Below are 23,003 nucleotides of genomic sequence, written 5' to 3'. Positions count from 1 at the left end.
GACCTAATGACCCAATGTCCCAATGACAAAAGGCCCCAACTCATCCGCAATCTTCCTGTCGTCTGCCAACCTCGGCACCTTATTCTGGCCGCCCAATTTGCCTTTGCTGCGCATATAGTCGATAAAGGCATCTTTTTTTAGACTGCGGATAATGAGCGGCTGCAAAATGCTGCCCTCTATCAGGTCGAAGTAATAGATATTCTTCTGTTGCAGAGCCTTGTCCACCTTTAAGGCAAAGGCGGTCATATCTTTTGGCGCAGTTCCAAACTCGATGAACCACTCGTGGTAGGGTAGCTGTCCTTTCGGGGGATTTACCTGCGGGGCCACGGTAAACTCGGTAATATCCACACCTTCGGCCCGGGCTACGCTCAGCAGGGCATGTTCCACCTCTTCGCCAATCACATGCTCGCCAAACGCGCTGATGAAATGTTTGATGCGCCCGGTCACCATAATTTTGTAGGGGTTTTTCGATATGAATTTTACCGTATCGCCAATGCTGTAGCCCCATAGCCCGGCATTGGTGTTGAGTATGAGGGCGTAGTTTTTGTCCAGTTCAATTTGTGCGAGGTTCAGCCGCGTCGGGTTCTCGTTAAAATATTCCTCTACCGGGATAAACTCATAATAAATGCCCGAATCCGCCATCAGCAGCAAACCTTTTTCTGTTTGCGAGTCCTGATAAGCGATAAACCCTTCGGATGCCGGGTATGTCTCGATGGTATCTATCGCGAAGCCAATGCTTTCTTCAATACGGCCACGGTAAGGTTCATAGTTTACACCGCCATACACAAACAATTTAAAGTTGGGGAAGATATCTTTTATCTTTTTGCCACCCGCTTTTGCGGACAAACGGTCGAAATACATCTGGCACCAGGGCGGTATGCCCGATATGAGGCGCATATCATCGTGCAGCGTTTCGTCAACAATGGCATCTACCTTTTGCTCCCAGTCGTCAATGCAATTCACTTTATAGCTGGGTTTGCGGTTTTTTTGCAGGTATGCAGGCACATGGTGCGCCACTATGCCCGACAGTCGGCCGGTTTGTATGCCATGTTTCTCCGTCAATATCGGGCTGCCTTGCAAAAATATCATGCTGCCATCCACAAAATTGGCCTTGCCTGTTTGGTGGATATAACAAAGCAGTGCATTGCGCGCGGCTTTGATATGTTCGGGCATGCTTTGCTTACTGATGGGGATATACTTTACCCCCGATGTTGTACCCGATGTTTTGGCCAGGTAAGCAGGTTTGCCCGGCCAAAGCACATTGGCCTCGCCATCAACCACCCGGTCGATGTAGGGGCGAAGACCCTCATAGTCGCGCACGGGTACGTTTTTAACAAATGTGGAGTACGACTTGATATCGCGAAAGTTATGCTCGCGGCCAAAAGCCGTGTTGGTAGCATCAGCTATCAGTTTGTCGAAAGTTTTTTGTTGTAGCGCTACCGCGTTTTTGCGGAGCTTATTGATGCCGATATTTGCCCAGGCGGCAAATGGTTTACTCAAAAAAGCCTTAAATCCCATTATTAAACGGTTTCGGTATCCAGGTCGTCAACATCCTGATGGCTGTACACCAGTTTGCGGTAAGCCTCCATCAAAAATATGTTGACAAACGGATAACTAAAAATAATGAACAATGGCGCCCAAAGTATGTATTTTGACAATACTGCCGGTACCGCTATCAGCAAAATAATAATGCCCAAAGTGGCCAGCGTGCTCATAAAATACCCTTTGGTTAGCTGGAAACTTTGCCGTATCGATTCGATGGGCCCCGAGGCATCATCAACGATAAACGAGGGCGAGTACATCCCCCTCAACACAATATAAAGTACACCAAACGACCCTAACAGAATGGCGATATCCATAATTACACCTTCAGGTAATATATGGTCTAAAATAAACTTATAGCTCTCCAACAAAGTGGCAAATAGCAATTGCACCACCGCGAAGCTGATGGTCATGGTAAATTTGGGTAATATCTGTGTGATTTTAAACTCGTAAAACTCACTGTCTATCAGGGTAAAAATCAGTTTGTACAAGCCAAGCGTGGTATACGACTGTACAAAAAGCGTAATGGCCCACACAATCAGTTCAACAAAAAAATTATCTGCAGTAAACAACACCGCCAAAATCATCCCCAATATCAACAAGACAAAAAAGGCCACAACCGAATAAACGATAATGGTGATAAAGTTTCTTTTAAATATGATCCACGCAGCTTTTAGGGTATCTGCTATAGTAAATGGGTGGTACATATGCCTATTGTTTAATTATCACGCGTTTCCACATATCCTGCATAAAACCAAGTCCGTAAGCAGTCAGCTGTATGAACGAGGCAATAATACTCAAAAATGCAACTTTTGCCGACTTATTCTTCATCCACGAATGGAAAAATATCAACAATACGTAAACCGCCAACAAAAAGTTGAATAAATCGGCAGCGGGGCTTTTAATTATGTTGAGTATAATAGTAAGCAGCAGCCCCAAAGTAACTATCGCCGGAAAAAAATGTACCGCTTTCAGCTCCGCCGGGAAGAATTTATAGATGTTGATGCGCGACCGCCCGAAAAAGTGGATCTGGTTATAAAAGCGTAAAAAATCGGTGCGGCGCTTGTGGTATACCATGGCGTTGGGTATCAGCCCGATTTTAAAACCCATTGTATGTGTGCGTATACTCAGTTCAATGTCTTCGCCCAGACGGGTAATGATAAAGCCACCCGTTTTTTCCCAAACCTGCCGCGATATGCCCATGTTAAAACTGCGCGGATGGAATTGCCCGATGGACCGTTTATTGCCGCGTATACCTCCGGTGGTAAAAGGCGAGGTCATGCTGTAGCTGATGGCCCGTTGGATGGGCGTAAAGGAAGGATGCGCCCCATCGGGCCCGCCAAAAGCATCTAAATAATGCGTAGCTAAATAATTGTTTACATTTTCAAGATAATTTGCCGGTATGAGGCAATCCGAATCGAAGATGATAAAGTAATCGCCTTTGGCCTTCTCAAAACCATAGTTGCGGGCAAAACCCTGGCCTTCATTGGGTTTTACATAATAATGGACGTCCAACCGCTCCGCAAAGCTTTCTACAATATCCTTCGCATCATCCACCGAACCATCCTCAATCACCAAAACCTCAAAGTTGGTATAAGTTTGGGTGGTCAGGGTTTCCAACAGTTCTTTTATCTCCTGCGGGCGGTTGTATAAAGGGATAATGATGGAGAAAAACATTTGTTGAATGTGCAAATTAGCAGATGTGCGAATGTGCAAATTATTTTACGATGTACGAACGTCATTTGCACATTTACTCATTCACACTTGCACATTTAAATAGTTTCATCAATCTGGTACTTATTCCTGTCCGTTCCGTTGCGCGATACCAGTTCCGACACAAAGCCTGTTAAAAATAACTGGAAGCCGATAATAATGGCCGCGAGGGCGATGTAAAACAAGGGCTGTTCTGTCGCGTCGCGATATGCCTGTTGAGCGTGCGGATGCGTGTTGTTGTAAGATATGGTGTACAACTTGTCGGATATGATCCATACTATGCTGACGAACCCGGTCAAAAAGCTCAAAACGCCTATGCTGCCAAAAAAGTGCATGGGGCGCTTGGCAAATTTTCCCACAAAAAATATCGACAGCAAATCCAAAAAGCCATTGATAAACCGGCTCATACCAAATTTTGTTTTACCATACTTGCGCGGAAAATGCTCCACCACCTGCTCGCCAATTTTGGTAAAACCTGCCCATTTGGCCAGCACGGGTATATAGCGGTGCATTTCGCCATATACTTCTATGTTTTTGATGACTGTTTTACGATAGGCCTTCAGTCCGCAGTTAAAATCGTGCAGGTTATGTATGCCGCTCATGCCGCGGGTAACTTTATTGAATAATTTTGTTGGGATGGTTTTGCTCAGCGGGTCGTGCCGTTTGGCTTTCCAGCCCGATACCAGGTCGTATTTGTCCTCGGTAATGCGTCGGTAAAGGCCGGGTATTTCTTCCGGACTGTCCTGCAAATCAGCATCCATCGTAATAACCACATTACCCTCTGCCTTGGCAAAACCCGTGTTTAACGCCGCCGATTTACCATAATTCCTGCGGAAACGTGTGGCCTTGATAAAAGGGTTATTTTCGGCTAATTTGCCGATCATTTCCCACGAGCCGTCGTTACTGCCATCATCCACCAGGATAATTTCGTAGGTAAAGCGGTTTTCGGCCATCACCTTACTTATCCATGTGGTAAGCTCGGGCAACGATTCCACTTCGTTATATAAAGGCACTACAACAGATATATCCATTTTTTGGAGCTAAAAGCTAAAAGCCGAAAGCATAAAGCTTCTTGCTTCAAGTATAGAGGTAAAATTATGATATTTAACGGTATTTACAATCACGGCTCACTATTCACTACGCACCGCTCAGCTCCGCAAAATACTTATGGAACAAGGGTATGGTCTCTATGCCTTTGTAATAGTTAAAAATATCGTATTTTTCGTTTGGCGAGTGCAGTGCGTCGCTGTCAAGGCCAAAACCCATCAGCACAGTCTTTATGCCCAGCACTTCTTCAAACAAGGCCACAATGGGTATGCTGCCGCCGCCACGGGTTGGTATCGGTTTTTTACCGAACGATTCTTCAATAGCTTTTTGTGCTGCGCGATAGGCTACGCTGTCGGTAGGGGTTACCACCGGCTCACCGCCATGGTGGGGGGTTACTTTTACCTTAACATAGGGCGGGGCTATTTTGGTGAAATGCGCGGTAAACAGGTCCCTTATCTTGTCCGAATGTTGGTTGGGCACCAGCCTCATCGATATTTTCGCATTCGCTTTTGATGGCAATACCGTTTTGGCACCTTCGCCAATGTAACCGCCCCAAATGCCGTTCACTTCGAGCGTCGGGCGTGTGCCTGTACGTTCCAGTGTGGTATAGCCTTTTTCGCCCCAAAGTTCTTTTACGTCAAGGTCGGCTTTATATTCTTCTTCATTATATGGCGCTTCGTTCAATGCTTTACGCTCTTCCGCCGTCAGGTCGACCACGTCATCATAAAAGCCAGGAATATTGATATGGTTGTTCTCATCGTGTAATGATGCAATCATCTTGGCCAAAATGGTCGCGGGGTTGGCCACAGCGCCGCCGTAAACACCCGAGTGCAGGTCGCGGTTAGGGCCAACAACTTCAACTTCCAGGTATGATAGTCCACGTAGGCCTGTTTCCAGCGACGGGTGCTCCATGCTGATCATCGATGTATCGGATATCAAAACCACATCGGCTTTTAGCCTTTCTTTGTTTGCCTTTACAAAAATCCCCAGATTGTCCGATCCAACTTCCTCTTCGCCTTCTATCATAAATTTGATATTGCATGGCAAGGTATTGGTTTGCATCATCAGCTCAAATGCTTTTACATGCATATAAAACTGGCCTTTGTCGTCGCAAGCGCCACGAGCGTATATTTTGCCATCGCGCACAGTAGGTTCAAATGGCGGCGACTTCCACAACTCCAGCGGATCGGGCGGCTGTACATCGTAATGCCCGTAGGTGAGCACGGTAGGTAAGGCCGGGTCAATAATCTTCTCGCCATAAACAATAGGGTAGCCCGCTGTGGTGCAAACTTCAACTTTATCAGCACCCGCGTGCTTTAGTTTTTGGGCAACAAAATCGGCTGTTTGTAGCACATATTCCTTGTACTTAGGATCAGCGCTTACCGATGGGAACCTGAGCAGCTCGAAAAGCTCGTTTAACAGCCTGTCTTTATGCTCGTCGATATATTGTTTGGTAACATTCATCCGTTAAAATTTGAAAGCAAATATAGAATTTAACTTTTATTGAATTAAGGCCATTATCGAGAACTTAAAATTGAAAATTTAATTACGCAGCCATGTATCTAATATGATTTTATGGTCGTATATTTGCTTGTGTACCTATGTTTTAGGCTGTTTTAATTTAAACTGATGAATTATCGAAGGGTAATTTTACTGAATATATTTTTACTTTGCATGGTGGCAATGCGTGGTTTTGCACAAACCCCGAGTTGCAGTGCCGCGTCTAAATTTTATATTAAGGATACCATCAATATCACCACATTTGGCGCAAGTACTGTTGCGGGCATCAATGGTTTCTCTTTTCAGCCATATCTGCAACAAAACTTTCAATATTGCTACGTAGGCAAAACAATATCCATTACCAACAACGGTATACCCGGGCAAACAACTACGCAGGGTTTGCCGCGTTTTGCGGCAGCCATTCAGGGGCGCACCGGCTTTGTGTTTATTTTAATGGGGGTAAATGATGCACTCGAGCTGGCCAAAACACCGGCTACAACAGCCCAGGTAAACACCGCCATCAAAACCACGCTCGAGAATATGCAAAAGATGATCGATATTGCTACTCAGCATAATATGATTACGGTGATAGGAACTATACAAAATGTTAACCCTGCATCAGGTGCCGTAAATAAAACCGCAAACAAATACATCGCAACTATAAATGCGGGATACAAAAAACTGGTTGCTCAAAACCATATTTATCTGGCCGATATCAACGCGGCTTTAGGAAATAACTTTGGGAAATACTATCAGGCGGATGGACTGCACCCCAACGCAGCTGGTGATAAATTTATAGCCTACGTATTGTTCGACTCGATAAACTATGCCATCGAAAGCAAACTCTTGGTGATCGGGCTCGATCAAAACTTTCCAAACCCTGCAAATACCAAAACAACCATTGGGTTTAGCTTAACGCAGGCCGGTACGGTTGATATGGAGTTATACACCATTACCGGGGCACATTCAAAAATAATAACGCAAAACACATACAACAGTGGTTATCACCAGGTTGATGTGGACCTCACAAACCTTTCACCGGGCATATATATCTACGTAATGCAGATAGCCGGACGGCAGCTGAGCAAAAAAATGATTGTGGTTAAATCGCTTTAGGCTTTGTAACCAAATCCAATCAATAATATCAAACTAACAAATCTAATTAATTAATCCGCGCTTGCCAAAGCATCCGAATTGATGTTGCCGGTAGTTTTGGTAGCAAAATCGCCTTTTTGGACTTTTACTACAATTGGTTTGGCAACTTCTTTTTTGTTATTGATGGCTGCAAATATGATGCCTGTTGATAACAAGGCGATAGCAAGTATGATGATCTTTTTCATGATGTGTCTTTTTAAAATTTGAATTTCGGGGAATAAATCGTTACTATTTTTTAAAAATTACATTGGTGGGTTACCGTCAGCCGAACCTAAAGTACCGTTCAATACCTTACTTTTATTTAATGAAAATTAAATTTCTACGCTTTTGTCTTTGCTTTTTCGGATGTTTATCTGTTGCCGTTTATGCAAAAGCCGATAGCGGTACGCCTGGCAATGATGCCAATGAAGTAAAAAAAATGAACAGGCAGGCTTTTGCCAGCCGTTTAACTAACCCCGATCAAACCATTAAACTTGCTACCAAGGCTTTAGCGCTGGCAACAAAGCTTGATTACCCTGAGGGAATGGCCGAAGCCAACCGGGAATTGGGTATAGGCTATTATATATCCAATAAGCCCGATTCTGCTATACAATTTTATCTCACGGCTAAAAAGATTTACGAAGAAAACCATAATTTAAAAGGCGTAGCCAGGATATTGAACAATATTGGTAACCTGTATCGTGAAACCGACGACTTGCAATCGATCAAGTATTTTAACGATGCCCTACAAATTGCACTGAAAATAAAAGACCAAAGCCTTATTGGAAGTATTTATCTTAATATTGGTAACGGTTACAACAATCTGAAACAATGGGGACAGGCATTAGATTATTACAATAAAAGCAGCGCTATTTTCACCAACACTAAGGATACGGTTTATACGATACAATGCTTGCAGGATAAAGGGGTTATTTATTCTAAACTCGGGCAGATAGATACTGCGCTCGCATTATTATTAAAGGCAAATACCGAGGCAAAAGCCAAGGACCTTAATATCACCGTTGCCAGTATCGATCTTACCCTTATCAGTATCTATACAGCAAAAAGCCAGTTTGACAAAGCCGACTATTACTGGCAGGAAGGGTTAAGTTATGCAAATCAGCTAAAAAATACGCAGTTGGAGTATGATTTTAAGGTTGCTCGTTATCAAACTTTATCAAAGCATGGGCTATATAAAGAGGCGCTGGATAATTTGGTTGAGATTTATAAGACCGACAGTACCAATTATAGCAACAATGCATCAGTAAGGTTGAAATTACTTGAAGCACGTTCTAAACAAGACGATCAGGACCAGAAAAACCTCCGCACCATCGAACAGAATAAATATAACCTACGTTTATTTATTGCCAGCAGTATTGTAGCCTGCCTGCTTGCCGTTGTTATATTTTTGCTGATGAACAACGTAAACCGTAAGGCCAAGATAAACAAGCACCTCACTGAGCTGAATGAGCAGATATCGGTACAAAAAGAAAATCTGAACCAGATAAACCACCATCTGGAAGAAATAATAGATGAGCGGACCAAGGACCTGCAGGTAAAAAACAAAAAACTGGCGGATTACTCGCTGCACCTTTCGCACCAGATACGTGGGCCGATAGCTACGCTGAAAGGCTTATTGAACCTTGAGCGCGATAGATTGATAGAAAAAGACGAGTGTATCAAGCTGATGAACAAATGCGTATCCGATATTGATGAGAATATTATCGATATGAGCGGTATGTTGCACGAATCATCCAAAGGGGTGGTAAAACCGGGGAAAAACTAATAAGCCATATAGTCGGTGAAAACCTGTTGCAGATAAGCCTTGCCATAAAGCAGGGCTTTTTCGTTGGCTGCCTTGTCGGCTTTAGGGTATTTGGTGTAAATTACTTCCTTGCCTAAATTATCGAACGAAATGGCTTGCTGCGGTGTCATAAAGCCAAAGCCATTGTCCCAATCAAAAAACGCGAAGGGTTTACTGGTAGGGTTCAACAAATCCTTTGAATAACGGAATTGTTGATGCGACAGGTTCAATTGAGCAAGTAAAGTTGCCGCTATATCGGTTTGGCAACCTAATTTGTCGATGCGTTTTCCCCGGTATTGCTCTTTAATGGCTCCGCCAAAAAACAGCAAGGGTATATGATATTTTGCAGGCGCGTACGATTCGGAAGTATTACGTGGCAGGCGGTGCCCGTGGTCGGAAACGAGGATGAACAAGGTGTTTTTATACCAGGGTTGCTTCTTTGCTTGCTCAAAGTAAGCGTTCAGGCACGAGTCGGTATAATAGGCGGTGCTCCTGAATTTATTGGTTACGCTGTCTCCCGGAAAATGCGGCTTCGCCGGCATATCAAAAGGCTCGTGGTTGGTCAGCGTTTGTATCAGCGAGAAAAAAGGTTGGCTTTGCTTATTGAGGTATTGGATATGGGTATCGAGTAAAGTACCGTCGTTAACGCCCCATTTTGAGTCGATTTGGCTGCGCTGAAAATTGTCCATGCCGGTAATGTGCTCAATCCCATGCGTCAGCATGTACGATTTGAAATTCATATACTCGGTTTCGCCGCCATAAAAGTATGAGGTAGAATAATTTTTATCCAAAAGCACCGCGCTGATAGCCGGTAATTTTTCCTGCTTGGTATTGTTAGTAATTATGGTGCGCGTTGCCTGCGATGGAAAACCGCTCAAAATGGCTACAATACCCTTATCGGTGCGGTCGCCGGCTGCGTAAACACTATCGAACAATACCCCTTGTTTGATGAATTTCTCAAAATTGGGGCAGTCGTTTTTCTCGCCGCCTAATGAATATATCAAATCGGCAGTAAAACTTTCCAATTGAAATATCACCACATTGGGCCGTGTAGTGTTGAGGATATGCACCGTAGAATCGGAAGTGGTGATATATAACGACCGCTGCAAGCTATCCGCTTGTTTTGGCTGCATATAAACATACGGGTTGGTTGTTGGCCCCAGGTTTTGGTAAATATTGTCGAACAGGTTCCACTCGGTGTTTAAGGCCGATTGGTTTAAAATCTGTTTGTTCGAAAAATAGGCCATGCTTTGGTTAACCGGTGTAGGCTGTGTACCCCCACGCATGATAAAAAAGGTAACCAGGATAAGCAAAGCCGACGAAATAACTTTGACCGCCGTGCTGGCCGGAGGCGCCTGATAATGATAATCGATAATGACGTTTGAAAGCAGGATGCCTATAGTGAGTAAAACAACACCAATGGTAATACACAAACCGATTGGCGATGAACCGCTCGAAGCTATAGATTCGGAAAATTGGTGGATAATAGAGTCGAACACGCGGTAGTTCACCTTGGTGCCCCATTCCTGGAAGATGTTAAAATCGAGGATGGTTAAAAAACATATCACCAACAGACAAAGCCATATGTACGCCTTATACCAAATAACTTTAACGCGGACTTTAGGTACAAACCATACAAAAATAGAAACCGCTAAAGGCAATACGGCCAAATAGGCTATAGCCGAACAATCGAGCCGTAAGGCGTAAAAAAACGTCTCGAATATCTCTTTCTTGTTGGCAATTTTGAGTTTGTTGCGAAAGTATATCTCAAAGCTTATCCTCGTTATCAGAAAAAAAGCAAGCCAAAAAAGGAAAAATCGGAGTAAAGTGAAAAGGTTCCTTAACATCGCGGCAAAAATAACTTTTTTAAGGCAACGTTAAAGAACCTTTATTGTTTGGTTAACCAATTGTTAATGGCCGCCGCTCATTGCTTTCAGGTCATCCATGGTTATTTTGTCGAAATCGGATGGTACTTTGAAGGCATCTGCCGGTACTTTAGCAGCAGTAACTGATTTTAAGGTAACAACTTGTGTTACGCCTTGCTGTACAACGGTAAATACAACAGGTGTTCCGGTTGCACCCGCATAAGGCCTCGAAACAATGTTTGCAGGCATCTTAATGTCGGTTGTAGTCCACAGGTCGTAAGTAGCATTTGCTTTCGCATCCTTAGCGGTGTATTTCGTGCAATTGTAGTCGCCTATTTTTTTGGTTTCGGCAGTTGCTGTAAAAGTGTACGATGGTATCATACTTGCACCTTCTTCCAATTCGCCCGGGTTCGCAATTGCGGCCTTTTTTATGCTTGCCACAGGCACATCAACTAAAACGGCAAAAAAATCATTTTTTGAAGTGCCGATCAGTCCGATTTTGGCCGGCCCTTGTTGAAAAGAGTATGAACTTGAATCGGGAGTAAAATAGCATTTCGTCTCGATGTCCATGCCCCTTGCATTTACACTATAAGTGGCTAACCCCGACGAAAAATTGGTTTGTGCAGATGCAGCCAAAGAACATGCTGCCAGAGCAATACCGAGGGTTAAGTTTTTAATGGATAACCTATTCATGATTTTTGATTTTGTGTGATTTTTTTAATTAGATGATATGATGAATGCTTTGTTACGCTTTAAATTTAAAAAAGGCAGTTTTGCTGCTGATGCCTCAACTTCTACTTTTTTTACAAAGTAAGCCGAATTATTGTTTCCGGCAATCAGCATTTTAAAGGTATAGTTTTTGGTTAAATATTGCAAATCGAGTTTTGGGCTGCCCGAAAGGTAAATATAATCTAAGCTTAGTTTATGAGGAAACAATTTCGCTGCAAATGCTTTGTCCATAATCAATACGGTTTTGTTACCTGCATGTATCAGGTTCCCGGTTTTTTTCAGAAAAGGATTTGCCGCATCGTTATGGGTTGTACAATATTCCAATCTACTTATGCCCATGCTATCAAGAGATGGCTGTACAGAGTAATGAAAATTCTTATCCGTTGGTTTCATGTCAGTCAGTAAAACGCCGCTATCGCCGTTTTGAACCAATATGGCCGTGCTTTTTCCAACACTATAAAAAGTGATGTTATTTGTGCTGATGCTGCTAAACTGTTTTACACTTATGCTTATCGCGATAAGTAAAGCGAAACTCAACCCTGCCTTTAACCAAATTTTGTTTTTATAGATGAAAAGGCAAATGACACTGATGATAAGGCCATAGCACAACATCACCTCAAATGGGCTTAACCATAGCTTGTCAACCCTACCAAATGGTGCATGCTCAATAAAGCCAAGTGTTTTGGTCATGATGAGGGCAGTATGCTCTACCAACCAGGCCAATGCCGATGACAATATTGGAATAACTGGCAGCGCCAGGTAAACGATGCCTACAAACATGATAATGGCCGAAGGTATCACGACGAACAGGTTACTCACCAAAAAGTAAACCGGGAAATCGTGAAAATAAAACATCCCGATAGGGAACAACACTATTTGCGCCGCGATGGACACCGAACCTACCAGCCAAAGTTCGTTTAAAAAGCGGTTGCCAAAGAAAAACCACTTATAAATATAAGGTTGTATGATAATGATGCCGCCCACAGCAATGTACGACAACTGGAAGCCTACATCCAACAAATAAAAAGGGTTATATAATAGCAGGATAAACGCAGATACGGCCAGCAGATTCAACCGGCTGATGTGCCGGCTAAACCCGAGCCCGATGATGATCGCACTCAGCATGAGCGAAGCGCGACATACCGCGGGCGAAAACCCTGTTATTAATGCATAACACCAAATGAGCAAAACACTCAATACTATTTTTACCGGTTTGCCATGCTTAAACTTCGTCAAAAAACTTAGTATAAAACTGATGAACAGGTAAACCAGCCCCACATGCATACCCGCTACTGACAGCAGGTGCATTGTACCCGTTTGGGCGTAGGTTTGCTGTACTTCCTTGCGCAGGTCGGCGCGGTAGCCTAACAGCATGGTTGATGCTACCGCGATGGCATCGGTGTCGCGCATATTGGCTTTTATTTTGGCCACCAGCGCCAGCCGGGTGCGCTGTGCAAAACCGATGAGCGCGTTGCCTTGAGCATGGCCAACAACCGCAACCTGTTTACCATTTAAATACACCTGCTGGTAAACATTTTGGTGCGCCATGTAGCTTTTGTAATTAAACTCGGCGAGGTTTTGGGGCCGCTCTATTTCGTTAAAGCGTGCGGGTAGTATTAGCTGGTCGCCGTAATGCAGGCTGGGTTGGTGGTTGCTGTCAGTTTTTAGCGTGATAAGGAGACGCCCGCTAACGGGTGCCCAACCATTGTTTTGATACACTTGCTCAACCTTTGCGATAAAGTGCAGGTTTTGGCCGTCCAGTTTAGGCTCGCTGCTGATGGTAGCGATGAGGTATTTCGATTTGAGTTTAGAAAAATGGTCATCACGGTCGATTTCGCGGTTGCTGTTAAAACAGATCATACCCGAAATCAACAATAGCCCATGCATCAGGGTCCCGCCAAGCCAGCGGTTTTTGTAGATATGCAGTTTTTGGTAGGCCAGGTTTAGGCCGATGAACAATATCATTATTCCAACAAAAAGCACGAACAGTAAGTTACGATATCCTGCTAATGGAAAATATGCCGCCACGCATAAACCCGCTAAAAAGGGGAGCAGCAATAAAGCGAAAGGTATTTCTGCTTTGTTGATGGCGGGCATAAATTATTATGATATGGTTGGTTCGAATAAAAATAATGATTATTGGAGTATATTTAAACCATATAAACAAAATACTATTGAAAAATCTACCATTCGAGACTATGGGGCTTCGTGCCGAAGAAATACAGGTATTAGAAAGCACCTTTGTTGCACTTGCCAATAGATATCCATCTTCGTCGATAAAAGACCGACTTGTAATACCAACTGAACAGTTCGATTGCTTTAATTTTTACCAAAAAGCAGAAGTTGTTGGTGAGATAACTGTAAATGGATGCTACATCATATTAGTCAATGTTAGCTATATAGCTGTTGGCGACAAATATGGTGATAGACATATAGACGCAAGACAGTTATGGGCGGTTGTTAAATTTAAAAAAGACTTTGGTAGGATATTGATACGCCATGAAACACTGGCCGACAAAATAACAGAACTTATACACCCGATTGAACTTGATTTTGCTGATGACAAGCCCTTTAGCAATAAGTTTTATGTGGTTACTAACGATAAAAACAAGGCGCTGTTAGCCATGAATTGGAATTTTCGAAACGCTGTTATGGATATGCCTACCGATTGGATGATTGAGATAGTGGGCAATGACCTTATTATATATAGTAGTAGGTTAATAGACCCGGTAGGAAGCGTTGCTTTAGCTGAGTTCGCCGGCAAAATTGCATCACTCAGATAATTACTCAACTAAAACAAACTAATCCGATTATCCGTATTACTTTTGTACAAACTATTGCCCCACTTACTGCATGTTTAAAACAATACCCCGCTACGCTCTTCCCGGTATATTATTGGTTGTGTTGTTCTTCGTTGCATGTAAGCAAAAACCGGTTATTGCCACCAAGCTCACCGAGCAATATAAAAACGAAGTTTATAAAGATTACGATTCGGCAGCCTACCACGCTGAGTTTAAGAAACAGCTGGAGCAGTCGAAACCCCAACTGCATTATGCCGACGCAATAGTGAGCTATTATGCCGAAAATGACAATGAGCCGCATTTTACCCAAAACTTTTTAACCAACGGGCAGCTGCGCAAAATGGTGCAATACCTTAGCCGCGCCGGCGAGCATGGCTTGAACCCCGATATGTTTCACGGCAGCGACATAGCCAAACAATTGGATACCATACAAGCCAATAAGTTTACCAATATCAGCCAGGTTTACCCGGTGTTGGCAAAACTGGAAATTAATACCGCGAATGCGCTGCTCAACTATTCGAGCGTGTTGCAGTTTGGTGTAGTAAACCCGCACCACCTTTACCGCCGCTACGAACCTATCCCCAAACGGCCCGACAGCGCCAGTTTTAAACAAGCCTTTGATGCCCCAAATCTGGTGAGTTACCTGGAACAGGTACAGCCACAAAAACCCGAATACTTGGCTTTGAAAAAGGCATTGGCGGCGATAAACAAAAATATCATAGATAGTGCCAAGCTGTTCCGCATCAAAACCATTGAGATGAATATGGAGCGCATGCGCTGGCAAATTGCCAAACGCGACAGTCAATATATTTTTGTGAATATCCCATCGTACAATTTGCAATGGTTGCAAAACGGTAAGCCCGTGCTCAATATGCGTGTTTGCGTAGGCGAACCTCGCCCCATTGATTATGAGGATAAACTAAAGGTGTACCTCAAAACAAAAAAAATTGACGATAAGCCCATCAGCCACCAAACGCCTGTAATAACCAGCTATATCAACACCATACAGCTGAACCCCACCTGGCGCATACCCGAAAGCATTGCCCAAAACGAGATATACTACGCCGCGCAAAAGAATCCGAACTACTTTCAGAACAACAACATCAGGGTGTATTATAACGGGGTAGAGGTGGGCGACCCGGATACCATTAAATGGGCCAAAATAAACCGGGAGCACATCCCGTACACCTTTAAACAGGATGCCAGCGAAATTAACGCGCTGGGTAAGTTCAAGTTTATTTTTGATAACGATAACAGCATTTACCTGCACGATACCCCCAACAAAAAAGCATTTCTAAGCAACTGGCGGGCGGTTAGCCACGGCTGTGTACGCGTGCAGGACCCCCTGATGCTGGCCACCATGCTGATGGGAGATACCACCAAAATGGACAATATACGTATGGAGGTTGGCCTCGCGCCGAAGGATACCACCAAGAAAGCAAGATATGCCAAACTATTGGCCAAGCGCGCAGCACCCGGCTTCGAGCTGCAATCAAAATTTGTGAGCTTAAATAAAACGGTGCAGCTGTTTATCGACTATTATACCTGCCTGCCCGACGAAAACGGAAAACCAGTTTTTTATTACGACCTGTACCGCATGGATGCCGATCTGGAAAAGGCGATGGGTAAGTACTTGGGGAGATAAAAAAGATAAGTCATGCTGAACTTGTTTCAGCACCTCATCAGAAAGGTATGCCCGCGACGAATAGTTCGTTACTTAGCGCGTGAGATGCCGAAACAAGTTCGGCATGACCCGTTTGTTATTTGATTAAGTTTAAGACAGAACTTATCGGCTGGTCGCTATCCACCAAAATACCTGTAACACCTGCAGCAGCTCCCGCGACCATATCCCGCTCACGGTCGCCAATGAAATAGGATAGGGCCGGGTCAATATTATATTTGGCGATGCCTTGCAGCAGCAGGCCCGGTTTTGGTTTGCGGCAATCGCAGTCGCCAGTAAAATCGGGGTGGTGCGGGCAGTAGAAGATATCGGTGAACTCAACGCCGTGGGCTTTGTAGGTGTCGCGCAGGTGTTGGTGCATTTTGGCGAGGTCAGCCTCGGTGTACCAGCCTTTAGCCAGGCCGCCCTGGTTGGTGGCTACAATGAGCAGGTAACCACGGTCCTGCAAAGTTTTTAAGGCTTCAAAATTATCGAGCACTTCAAAATCTTCTACACGGCAAACATAATCGCCTAATTCTTTGTTCAAAACACCGTCGCGGTCTAAAAAAACTGCTTTATTTTTTGCTGACATATTGGGGCGAAAATAGGAAATAGTTGTTGGGGTTTGTATCGGCAATAGTAGAAATATCGTAAGTTTATAATCTGAATTAGAGTATACGATGATTTACGTACTTATTATAGCATTGGTGATAATAATATCCAAGCTGATTTTTTCAAAAAAGGGTGTAACTAGTAACCATCCCAACACGGCATCGCAACAATCTGCACAAGATGGATATTTGGGTCTTAGAAATATGGCTTTTGAGATGACACCCGAAAAATTAGGCTTATCACTTTCGAAGAATGAAACTTTAGCATTTGGGATAATAATGGAATGGCAAATGAGTGGTGCAATAGTTACTATGGTGTCTTATTGTACAGGCGATGCCAGTATGTATTTTAGTAACGGTGGTGGTTTTATAGGCGGCGGTCAACATGAAAATGTAAATCGCGCGACCAAGCTATTTGTAAATAAAGCACAGGATTATTTAAATAAGACAGCTAAAAGCGACTCGACAGACCTCCCCAAAAATGGTGCAATAGTGTTTTATCTTTTGACAACTACCGGTATATTTTCACATAGTGAAGAAATGAAGGATATAGAACAAGGGAATTCTGAATGGTTGGCTCTTTTTGACGAAGCCAACAAAGTAATCTCAGAATTCAGGATATTGTCTAAAAAATAAGGTCAATTCCTCTCGATTCCCTTAAATCACAACGGCATATTCAAACTATCCACCACCTTGACCTTCAAGCTATCCGGTTTTTTTACCTGCATGTAAAAATTGGTGTAAAAGTTGTTTTCGGATGCTGTGAACTGGAAGGCGGCGCCGTAGTAGGTGTTCCATCCGCCTTTGTCGGTATCAAAGGCTTGGGCATATTGGGGCTTCAGGTCGGTTTTGAGGAGCTGCAGGGCATTTTTAAAGTTGATATAGAAAGACACATTGCTGCGCTCGGCCTGTATATTGTCGAAATTGCGGTACTCTTCGTCTTTGGTTAAAAATTTGCCTGCGGTGTAATTGCTGTAGTATTCTTTTAAACCTACTTCCGAGTTGCAGAGCATCAGGTAATTATCAACTACCATAAAATAAGGTCGGCGGAAGATGCTGAAGGCATCGCCCAACAGGTAAAAAGGCAGTTTATCGTAGTTGAATTGCCCCATATCTTCGGTGGCCATTTTACTGATGTTCACCATATAGGGCCTAAACTGTAAACCGTTCTTTATCTTCACCAAGCCTATTTTTTCCTGGTATTTGGTGGTGATGACCGCGAACTCGGGTCCCAGCATATCCATAAAAGCTTTGGTCAGTTCAACGCCGGTCTCTTTTTTTACGCGACTGAACAAAGCGCCTTTTTCGATGCTGTAACCATTGGCCACCTGCCATTGAAAGAGGTTGTTTTCGTACTTTACCGCGTCGGAAACGGCAAAGTTGATGCTATAAGCAGTTGTGGCCGGGAAGATATCCTTTAAATGGTTTTCCTGCGGTTGCTGGTAACGGAACAGGCCCATATAGCTTTTGGTATCCGCCCCCTGCACCTTGCTTATACCGTTGAACATCAGGGCGTCGTTTTTGTAGTTAAGCGTTAGCGCGCCAAAGGCGGGCAGGGTTTTAAACGTACGGAAGATATCGCCGTTTTTGTTGATGAAAAGCGCATCGAACAGGGGCGCCAATTGCAGATAGTTAACATACAGGTTGGCTACCGAGTTTTCGTTCTGCTGGTCTGACAGTTGCGCGAAAACCTGTTCGTGTTTCTTTTCGCGGTAAGCAACTGCTTCTTCCACCAAATGCTGCGAAAAACTTGCCGAAACGGTATTATCGCCATCGGCAACTAAAAACAGGTTGCGTTTTATCCCGTTAAGGTAAATGTTAAAACCCGGTTTGCCGGCTATATTGAGCGGTCTGATTACCATCCCGGTACTATCGGGCCTTTGCAATAGTTTGTCGATATACCCCGATAACTTGTCGTTACCCGATGCGGTGATCAGAAAATCCAAGGCCCCGTTGCCGGGCTGCGGGTGCAATGATATAAAAATACTGCTGCCATCCAGCAATGGTTTTAACAGTTCATTGTCAAGCAGGTGGGCTTTTAGTTCTTGCAGTTCGGTGGTGCGGTCATTGCCGATAAGGTTGGTAAGCAGCGAATTGCCCTTAAAAATATCGTAAAAACTGTCGTCGTTTTTGTATTCAAAAACCAGTGTGGCATCAAGGGGGATGTTGTTCATCACCTTGCCCGAGCGTTGGCCGGGCGGATTTAAATTCCTGAAATAAGTAACCGATATCCCGATAGCGGCGATCAACAATATCAGGGTAATGATCAGGTTGCGTATCATGGATGTATTTTTACAAAAGTATATTTTTGTGGGGCCTTACCTAAGTAATTCTTTTCAACTTATTAACTTAGCGCAAATTCATCATGAATAAAAAAATTATCGTTACCGCTTCCCTTTTCGGGATGCTGGCAGTTATGGCCGGGGCCTTTGGCGCGCATGCCTTAAAAGCCGTGTTAAGCCCGCAGCAATTGGAGGTATGGCACACCGCCGTGCAATACCAGTTTTACCATGTTTTTGCTCTATTGTTCCTATCCACATTCTCCAGATTTAAAAGCAAAATCATCAACAGCACGTTTTACCTGTTCTCGTTTGGTATCGTGTTTTTTTCGGGTTCGTTGTACCTGTTGGCTTGCCGCGATGTGCTGGGCTGGAGCTGGTTGAGTATTATGGGCCCAATTACGCCCATAGGCGGCTTGCTATTTATGGCCGGATGGGTTACATTAGCTGTAGCCGGATTTAGAAACAAGTAAATGCTCCACCTTGCCGATCCAATACATGTAGAAAGGGAAACCCTTTTTGTTGAGGTGATATTGCCCCTGGCGATAGCCAAAAACTATACCTATCGCGTGCCTTACGATATGAATAGCGATGTTGAGGTGGGCAAAAGGGTTGTGGTGCAGTTTGGCAAAAGCAAGTTGTACACCGCCATCATCGCGTCGATTGGAAATCAGGCACCCCAAAAATACGAGGCCAAGTACATCATCGATATTTTGGACGACCGGCCCATCGTGCATACCACCCAACTACAGTTTTGGAAATGGATAGCCGATTATTACCTGTGCAATACAGGCGAGGTGATGAATGCGGCATTGCCATCGGCATTGAAACTGGCCAGCGAGACCAAAATTGTATTGAACAAAGGTTTTGAATACGATAAGGAAAGCCTGCACGAGAAAGAGTTTTTAATTGTTGACGCGCTGGATATGCAGCCCGAACTCACCGTGAGCGATGTGGCTAAACTGTTAGGACAAAAAACGGTGATGCCGATATTGAAGGGCTTGTTCGAGAAGAATATCATCCATATATCCGAAGAAGTGAGCGACAGGTACAAGCCGCGTAAGCGTACATTTTTATCGCTTAACCCGGTGTATAATAACCCGGAGCAAATGCGCGAACTGCTTACTATTTTAGAGCGTGCACCCAAACAAGCCGATGCGGTATTGGCTTATATCCACCTGTCGCGCAAGCAAAAACTCATCTCCAAAAACGAATTGACCGAAGCCAGCGGGGCAGGGGCAAGCGCCATCAAAGCTTTAATTGATAAAGATATTTTAATTGCCGACGAAAAGGTGGTGAGCCGCCTGTATGCTGAGGACGACGAATTGAGCGATGGCTTTACACTAAGCGAGATACAGCAAACAGCATTAAGCGATATCAAAGCAAAATTTGAGCAAAAGGATGTGGTGCTGCTACACGGCGTAACCTCGTCGGGCAAAACGCAGGTGTATATCCGTCTCATTGAGCAAATGCTGGCGAATGACCGGCAGGTGCTGTACCTGCTACCCGAAATAGCGTTGACCACACATATCATCGAACGGCTGCGCCGGTATTTTGGCAATATCATTGGCGTGTACCATTCGCGGTTTAACGATAACGAGCGGGTAGAGGTTTGGCAAAAGGTGCTGAAGGGCGAGTTCAGGATTGTGCTTGGTGCACGATCGTCGGTATTTTTGCCTTTTGAGGATTTGGGGCTCATTATCGTCGACGAAGAACACGAAAGCTCGTACAAACAGTTCGACCCTGCGCCGCGCTATAACGCCCGCGACGCGGCCATTTACTTAGGCCATGTACACCGGGCCAAAGTGCTGTTGGGTTCGGCAACGCCGTCTTTCGAATCTTATTACAACGCCCAAACCGATAAATATGGATTGGTAGAATTGAATGAACGCTTTGGCGGTGTGGAGCTTCCCCAAATCGAGGTAGTAAGCATTACCCAGGAAACAAAGAACAAAACCATGCAATCGCACTTTACCAGCGTGCTGATGGCCGATATACAAGTCGCGTTGGAGAAAAAGGAGCAGGTCATCCTGTTTCAAAACCGCAGGGGTTATGCGCCGGTTATCCTATGCAAAACCTGCGCCTACTCGCCCAAATGCATCAATTGCGATGTTACGCTCACCTACCATAAAAGCAGCGGCAAACTGCACTGCCATTATTGCGGCTTTAAAGAAGATACGCCATCGGTTTGCCCGGCCTGTGGCTCAGCGCAACTGGAGCAAAAAGGTTTTGGTACTGAAAAGGTGGAAGACGAACTGAGCATGCTGCTGCCTAACGCCCGCATTACCCGCATGGACTTAGATACCACCCGCTCGAAAATGGCTTTCCAGAATATTTTGAACGATATTGAGGAAAAGAAGATAGACATTTTGGTCGGGACGCAAATGGTGGCCAAGGGTTTGGATTTCCCGGATATTACCGTGATCGGCATCATCAATGCGGATAGCTTGCTCAAATACCCCGACTACCGCGCCAACGAACGTAGCTTTCAGTTACTGGCGCAGGTGAGCGGCAGGGCGGGGCGCAGGGGCAAGCAAGGCAAAGTGGTGATACAAACCTATGAACCGGGTCACCGGGTCATCAAACAGGTCATCGCTAATGATTATGCCGACCTATACAATACCGAAATGGAAGAGCGGAAAGCTTTTAAATACCCGCCGTTTTACCGCATCATCGAACTGAACATCAAGCACAAAGAGCCCGAAAAACTATACGTACAGGCCGAATACATCGCCACCGAACTGCGCAAGCACTTTGCCGACAGGGTGATAGGCCCCGAGTTTCCGCTCATCAACCGCATCCGCAATTATTATATCAAAAGCATTATGCTCAAGTTTGAGAAGGATACGGTATCCATCACCAAAGTGAAAGCGATATTGCAGGAGGTGCTGCTACAATTCCAAACCACTAAGCTGAGCAAAGGGTGTGTGGTGCAGCCGGATGTGGACCCGTATTAGATTAGGGCTTAGATTTGACAACTCTTTAAGAGTTGTCAAATCTTTGGGAGACAGACTATTTTTTTAGCCATTTTTCATGCTGCTTTTTTACAAGCTCATGGCTTATCAGGTTGGCCTCATCAAAACTTTCATCGTAAGCCAACATTAACTCTTCTTTTTCGGGGTCGGTTAATTTACCGATGTGATTGGATTCCTGGTCTTTCATTTTTTCGCGGCTATCTGGAGTCCTAAAATTAAAAAATGAAGAGCGATTATTTCCAAATCCCGACAATTTTTCTTATATTGTATGGAATTGTTAGTGGGCAGATGTGATTAGTGAATTTAAAAACATTTTTAAAAAAAAACACCCATATTTACCCATACGGATCGGGGAAGGGTTGTCCGTTGGTTAACGGACAAGTCCATGTCAAACACCCGCTACTAGCAGGCGCAAGTTATACTTGTTCTTTGAATTTTGCCCATAAGCCACCGCGCACTTCGCTAATGGACTTATGGGTATAAGATTATCAAAATTGCAATGAAGTGTCTGCATTTTTTGATAAGACACCCATAATTACCCATCTTAAGGGCTCGTTTGGAAGCAGTCGCAAACCGGAGTTACCCTTTTTAATGCCTTGAATGCAAAAGGTATAGCACCTACCAATTCGTATGTTTTTATAAAGAATTACAATCAAATGTTCATCTTTTTTAAACCTTTTCGCTAATTTTATATCATACGTTAAATGAATTGGCATTTTGCGTACTAAAGATGAGTGCTATGAGGAAACATCATACAGAAAAATATATCGTGTTGGGGATAGCGATTTTATTCGTTATCGTGAGCGCTGTGCTCGGTATCAAAAATGTATTTTTTCCAAAAAACAGCATCGACATTAAGGATGTCGAAATAAAACTTCCTGCCGGTAACAACAGCTTGAAGATAGGCGCAACTAAATCGGCAGTGATCAACGCGCTTGGCGAACCGAAACAGGAGAGTTCTTTTTCATCGCAGGCAAGTTATAAGCAGGGCACTGTTTTAAACTATAACGGGGCCAAATTTTACTTTGTACGCGATAGACTGACCGATTTTGAGATCACATCGCACAAGTATAAAGTTAGTTTGGGCAGCTTACATAAATATATGGCCATTGGTACATCGAGCAGTGAATTGCCACACTATAAGATATTGCAAAATACCGCGTTATTGGATGTAAAAGACGCCGACCTGACCACCAATCAATATTTAGAGTACGATTTAAGCGATAGTGGAAAAGTAACCCGCATTGTTTACAGCGACTATTGAGCGGTACTAACGTTGCATCAAACGTGCAACATATTTTCCTATAATATCAAATTCGAGGTTTACAACGCTGCCTTCTTTT

General features: G+C 44.0%; 20 protein-coding genes. 8 read left to right on the top strand and 12 right to left on the bottom strand.

What is annotated here, in order from left to right; all coding sequences use genetic code 11:
• Positions 1-3 precede the first annotated feature (3 nt).
• From QZX97_RS07300 to QZX97_RS07280, 5 genes are all read right to left on the bottom strand, one after another.
• Entirely contained in the window at positions 4-1,518 is a 1,515-nt protein-coding gene (locus tag QZX97_RS07300) for a GH3 auxin-responsive promoter family protein (protein ID WP_295664519.1), read from the bottom strand.
• A 2-nt stretch (positions 1,519-1,520) separates the two neighbouring features.
• Positions 1,521-2,249 (bottom strand): hypothetical protein, encoded by a 729-nt coding sequence (locus QZX97_RS07295; RefSeq protein ID WP_295651781.1) that lies wholly within the window; start codon positions 2,247-2,249, stop codon positions 1,521-1,523.
• A gap of 4 nt (positions 2,250-2,253) precedes the next feature.
• Positions 2,254-3,219: a glycosyltransferase gene (locus QZX97_RS07290; protein ID WP_295651782.1), complete on the bottom strand. Its 966-nt coding sequence runs from the start codon at positions 3,217-3,219 to the stop codon at positions 2,254-2,256.
• A gap of 95 nt (positions 3,220-3,314) precedes the next feature.
• Positions 3,315-4,286: a glycosyltransferase family 2 protein gene (locus tag QZX97_RS07285; RefSeq protein ID WP_295651784.1), complete on the bottom strand. Its 972-nt coding sequence runs from the start codon at positions 4,284-4,286 to the stop codon at positions 3,315-3,317.
• A 106-nt stretch (positions 4,287-4,392) separates the two neighbouring features.
• Positions 4,393-5,766: a dipeptidase gene (locus tag QZX97_RS07280; protein ID WP_295651786.1), complete on the bottom strand. Its 1,374-nt coding sequence runs from the start codon at positions 5,764-5,766 to the stop codon at positions 4,393-4,395.
• A gap of 165 nt (positions 5,767-5,931) precedes the next feature.
• Between QZX97_RS07280 and QZX97_RS07275 the strand changes: the two genes are divergently transcribed.
• Positions 5,932-6,918: a GDSL-type esterase/lipase family protein gene (locus QZX97_RS07275; RefSeq protein WP_295651787.1), complete on the top strand. Its 987-nt coding sequence runs from the start codon at positions 5,932-5,934 to the stop codon at positions 6,916-6,918.
• A gap of 50 nt (positions 6,919-6,968) precedes the next feature.
• On the opposite strand, the gene QZX97_RS07270 is transcribed toward QZX97_RS07275, so the two are convergent.
• The gene (locus tag QZX97_RS07270; RefSeq protein ID WP_295651789.1) at positions 6,969-7,142 is read right to left on the bottom strand and encodes a hypothetical protein; all 174 of its coding nucleotides are present in this window, start codon (positions 7,140-7,142) and stop codon (positions 6,969-6,971) included.
• Between the two features lie 119 nt (positions 7,143-7,261).
• Between QZX97_RS07270 and QZX97_RS07265 the strand changes: the two genes are divergently transcribed.
• A complete protein-coding gene (locus QZX97_RS07265; protein ID WP_295651791.1) occupies positions 7,262-8,722 on the top strand; it encodes a tetratricopeptide repeat protein in 1,461 nt (486 codons plus the stop codon).
• Here QZX97_RS07265 and QZX97_RS07260 read toward each other — a convergent pair.
• The 3 genes from QZX97_RS07260 to QZX97_RS07250 form a co-directional block, all read right to left on the bottom strand.
• Positions 8,719-10,587 (bottom strand): alkaline phosphatase family protein, encoded by a 1,869-nt coding sequence (locus tag QZX97_RS07260; protein ID WP_295651793.1) that lies wholly within the window; start codon positions 10,585-10,587, stop codon positions 8,719-8,721. The two genes, QZX97_RS07265 and QZX97_RS07260, sit on opposite strands and share 4 nt — an antisense overlap.
• A gap of 63 nt (positions 10,588-10,650) precedes the next feature.
• Entirely contained in the window at positions 10,651-11,298 is a 648-nt protein-coding gene (locus QZX97_RS07255; protein WP_295651794.1) for a hypothetical protein, read from the bottom strand.
• 24 nt (positions 11,299-11,322) lie between these two features.
• Positions 11,323-13,431: a ComEC/Rec2 family competence protein gene (locus QZX97_RS07250; protein ID WP_295651796.1), complete on the bottom strand. Its 2,109-nt coding sequence runs from the start codon at positions 13,429-13,431 to the stop codon at positions 11,323-11,325.
• 77 nt (positions 13,432-13,508) lie between these two features.
• Between QZX97_RS07250 and QZX97_RS07245 the strand changes: the two genes are divergently transcribed.
• Positions 13,509-14,117: a hypothetical protein gene (locus tag QZX97_RS07245; protein WP_295651798.1), complete on the top strand. Its 609-nt coding sequence runs from the start codon at positions 13,509-13,511 to the stop codon at positions 14,115-14,117.
• Between the two features lie 70 nt (positions 14,118-14,187).
• Complete coding sequence (locus QZX97_RS07240; RefSeq protein WP_295651799.1) at positions 14,188-15,780, top strand: L,D-transpeptidase family protein; 1,593 nt, start codon at positions 14,188-14,190, stop codon at positions 15,778-15,780.
• Between the two features lie 115 nt (positions 15,781-15,895).
• Here the strand turns inward: QZX97_RS07240 and QZX97_RS07235 are convergent, their stop codons facing one another.
• On the bottom strand, positions 15,896-16,387 hold the full coding sequence (locus QZX97_RS07235; protein ID WP_295651801.1) for an HAD family hydrolase: 492 nt from the start codon (positions 16,385-16,387) through the stop codon (positions 15,896-15,898).
• Between the two features lie 88 nt (positions 16,388-16,475).
• Between QZX97_RS07235 and QZX97_RS07230 the strand changes: the two genes are divergently transcribed.
• On the top strand, positions 16,476-17,042 hold the full coding sequence (locus QZX97_RS07230) for a hypothetical protein (protein WP_295651802.1): 567 nt from the start codon (positions 16,476-16,478) through the stop codon (positions 17,040-17,042).
• 26 nt (positions 17,043-17,068) lie between these two features.
• On the opposite strand, the gene QZX97_RS07225 is transcribed toward QZX97_RS07230, so the two are convergent.
• The gene (locus QZX97_RS07225; protein WP_295651804.1) at positions 17,069-18,688 is read right to left on the bottom strand and encodes a hypothetical protein; all 1,620 of its coding nucleotides are present in this window, start codon (positions 18,686-18,688) and stop codon (positions 17,069-17,071) included.
• A gap of 83 nt (positions 18,689-18,771) precedes the next feature.
• On the opposite strand from QZX97_RS07225, the gene QZX97_RS07220 reads away from it, so the two are divergent.
• Positions 18,772-19,158 (top strand): DUF423 domain-containing protein, encoded by a 387-nt coding sequence (locus QZX97_RS07220; protein ID WP_295651806.1) that lies wholly within the window; start codon positions 18,772-18,774, stop codon positions 19,156-19,158.
• Positions 19,159-21,642, top strand: coding sequence for a primosomal protein N' (gene priA, locus QZX97_RS07215; RefSeq protein WP_295651808.1), 2,484 nt, complete (start codon positions 19,159-19,161; stop codon positions 21,640-21,642).
• A gap of 55 nt (positions 21,643-21,697) precedes the next feature.
• Here priA and QZX97_RS07210 read toward each other — a convergent pair whose 3' ends face one another.
• Complete coding sequence (locus tag QZX97_RS07210) at positions 21,698-21,847, bottom strand: hypothetical protein (protein ID WP_295651810.1); 150 nt, start codon at positions 21,845-21,847, stop codon at positions 21,698-21,700.
• 552 nt (positions 21,848-22,399) lie between these two features.
• Between QZX97_RS07210 and QZX97_RS07205 the strand changes: the two genes are divergently transcribed.
• Positions 22,400-22,924 carry a hypothetical protein gene (locus QZX97_RS07205; RefSeq protein ID WP_295651812.1) on the top strand — a complete coding sequence of 175 codons (525 nt, stop codon included), beginning with the start codon at positions 22,400-22,402 and terminating at the stop codon, positions 22,922-22,924.
• Positions 22,925-23,003: the final 79 nt, after the last annotated feature.

Origin of the sequence: uncultured Mucilaginibacter sp. (assembly GCF_903893715.1) — a bacterium.
Classification (GTDB): Bacteria; Bacteroidota; Bacteroidia; order Sphingobacteriales; family Sphingobacteriaceae; genus Mucilaginibacter.
Note: the sequence above shows the minus strand (reverse complement) of the source record. Positions and strands in the feature narration are given on the sequence as shown.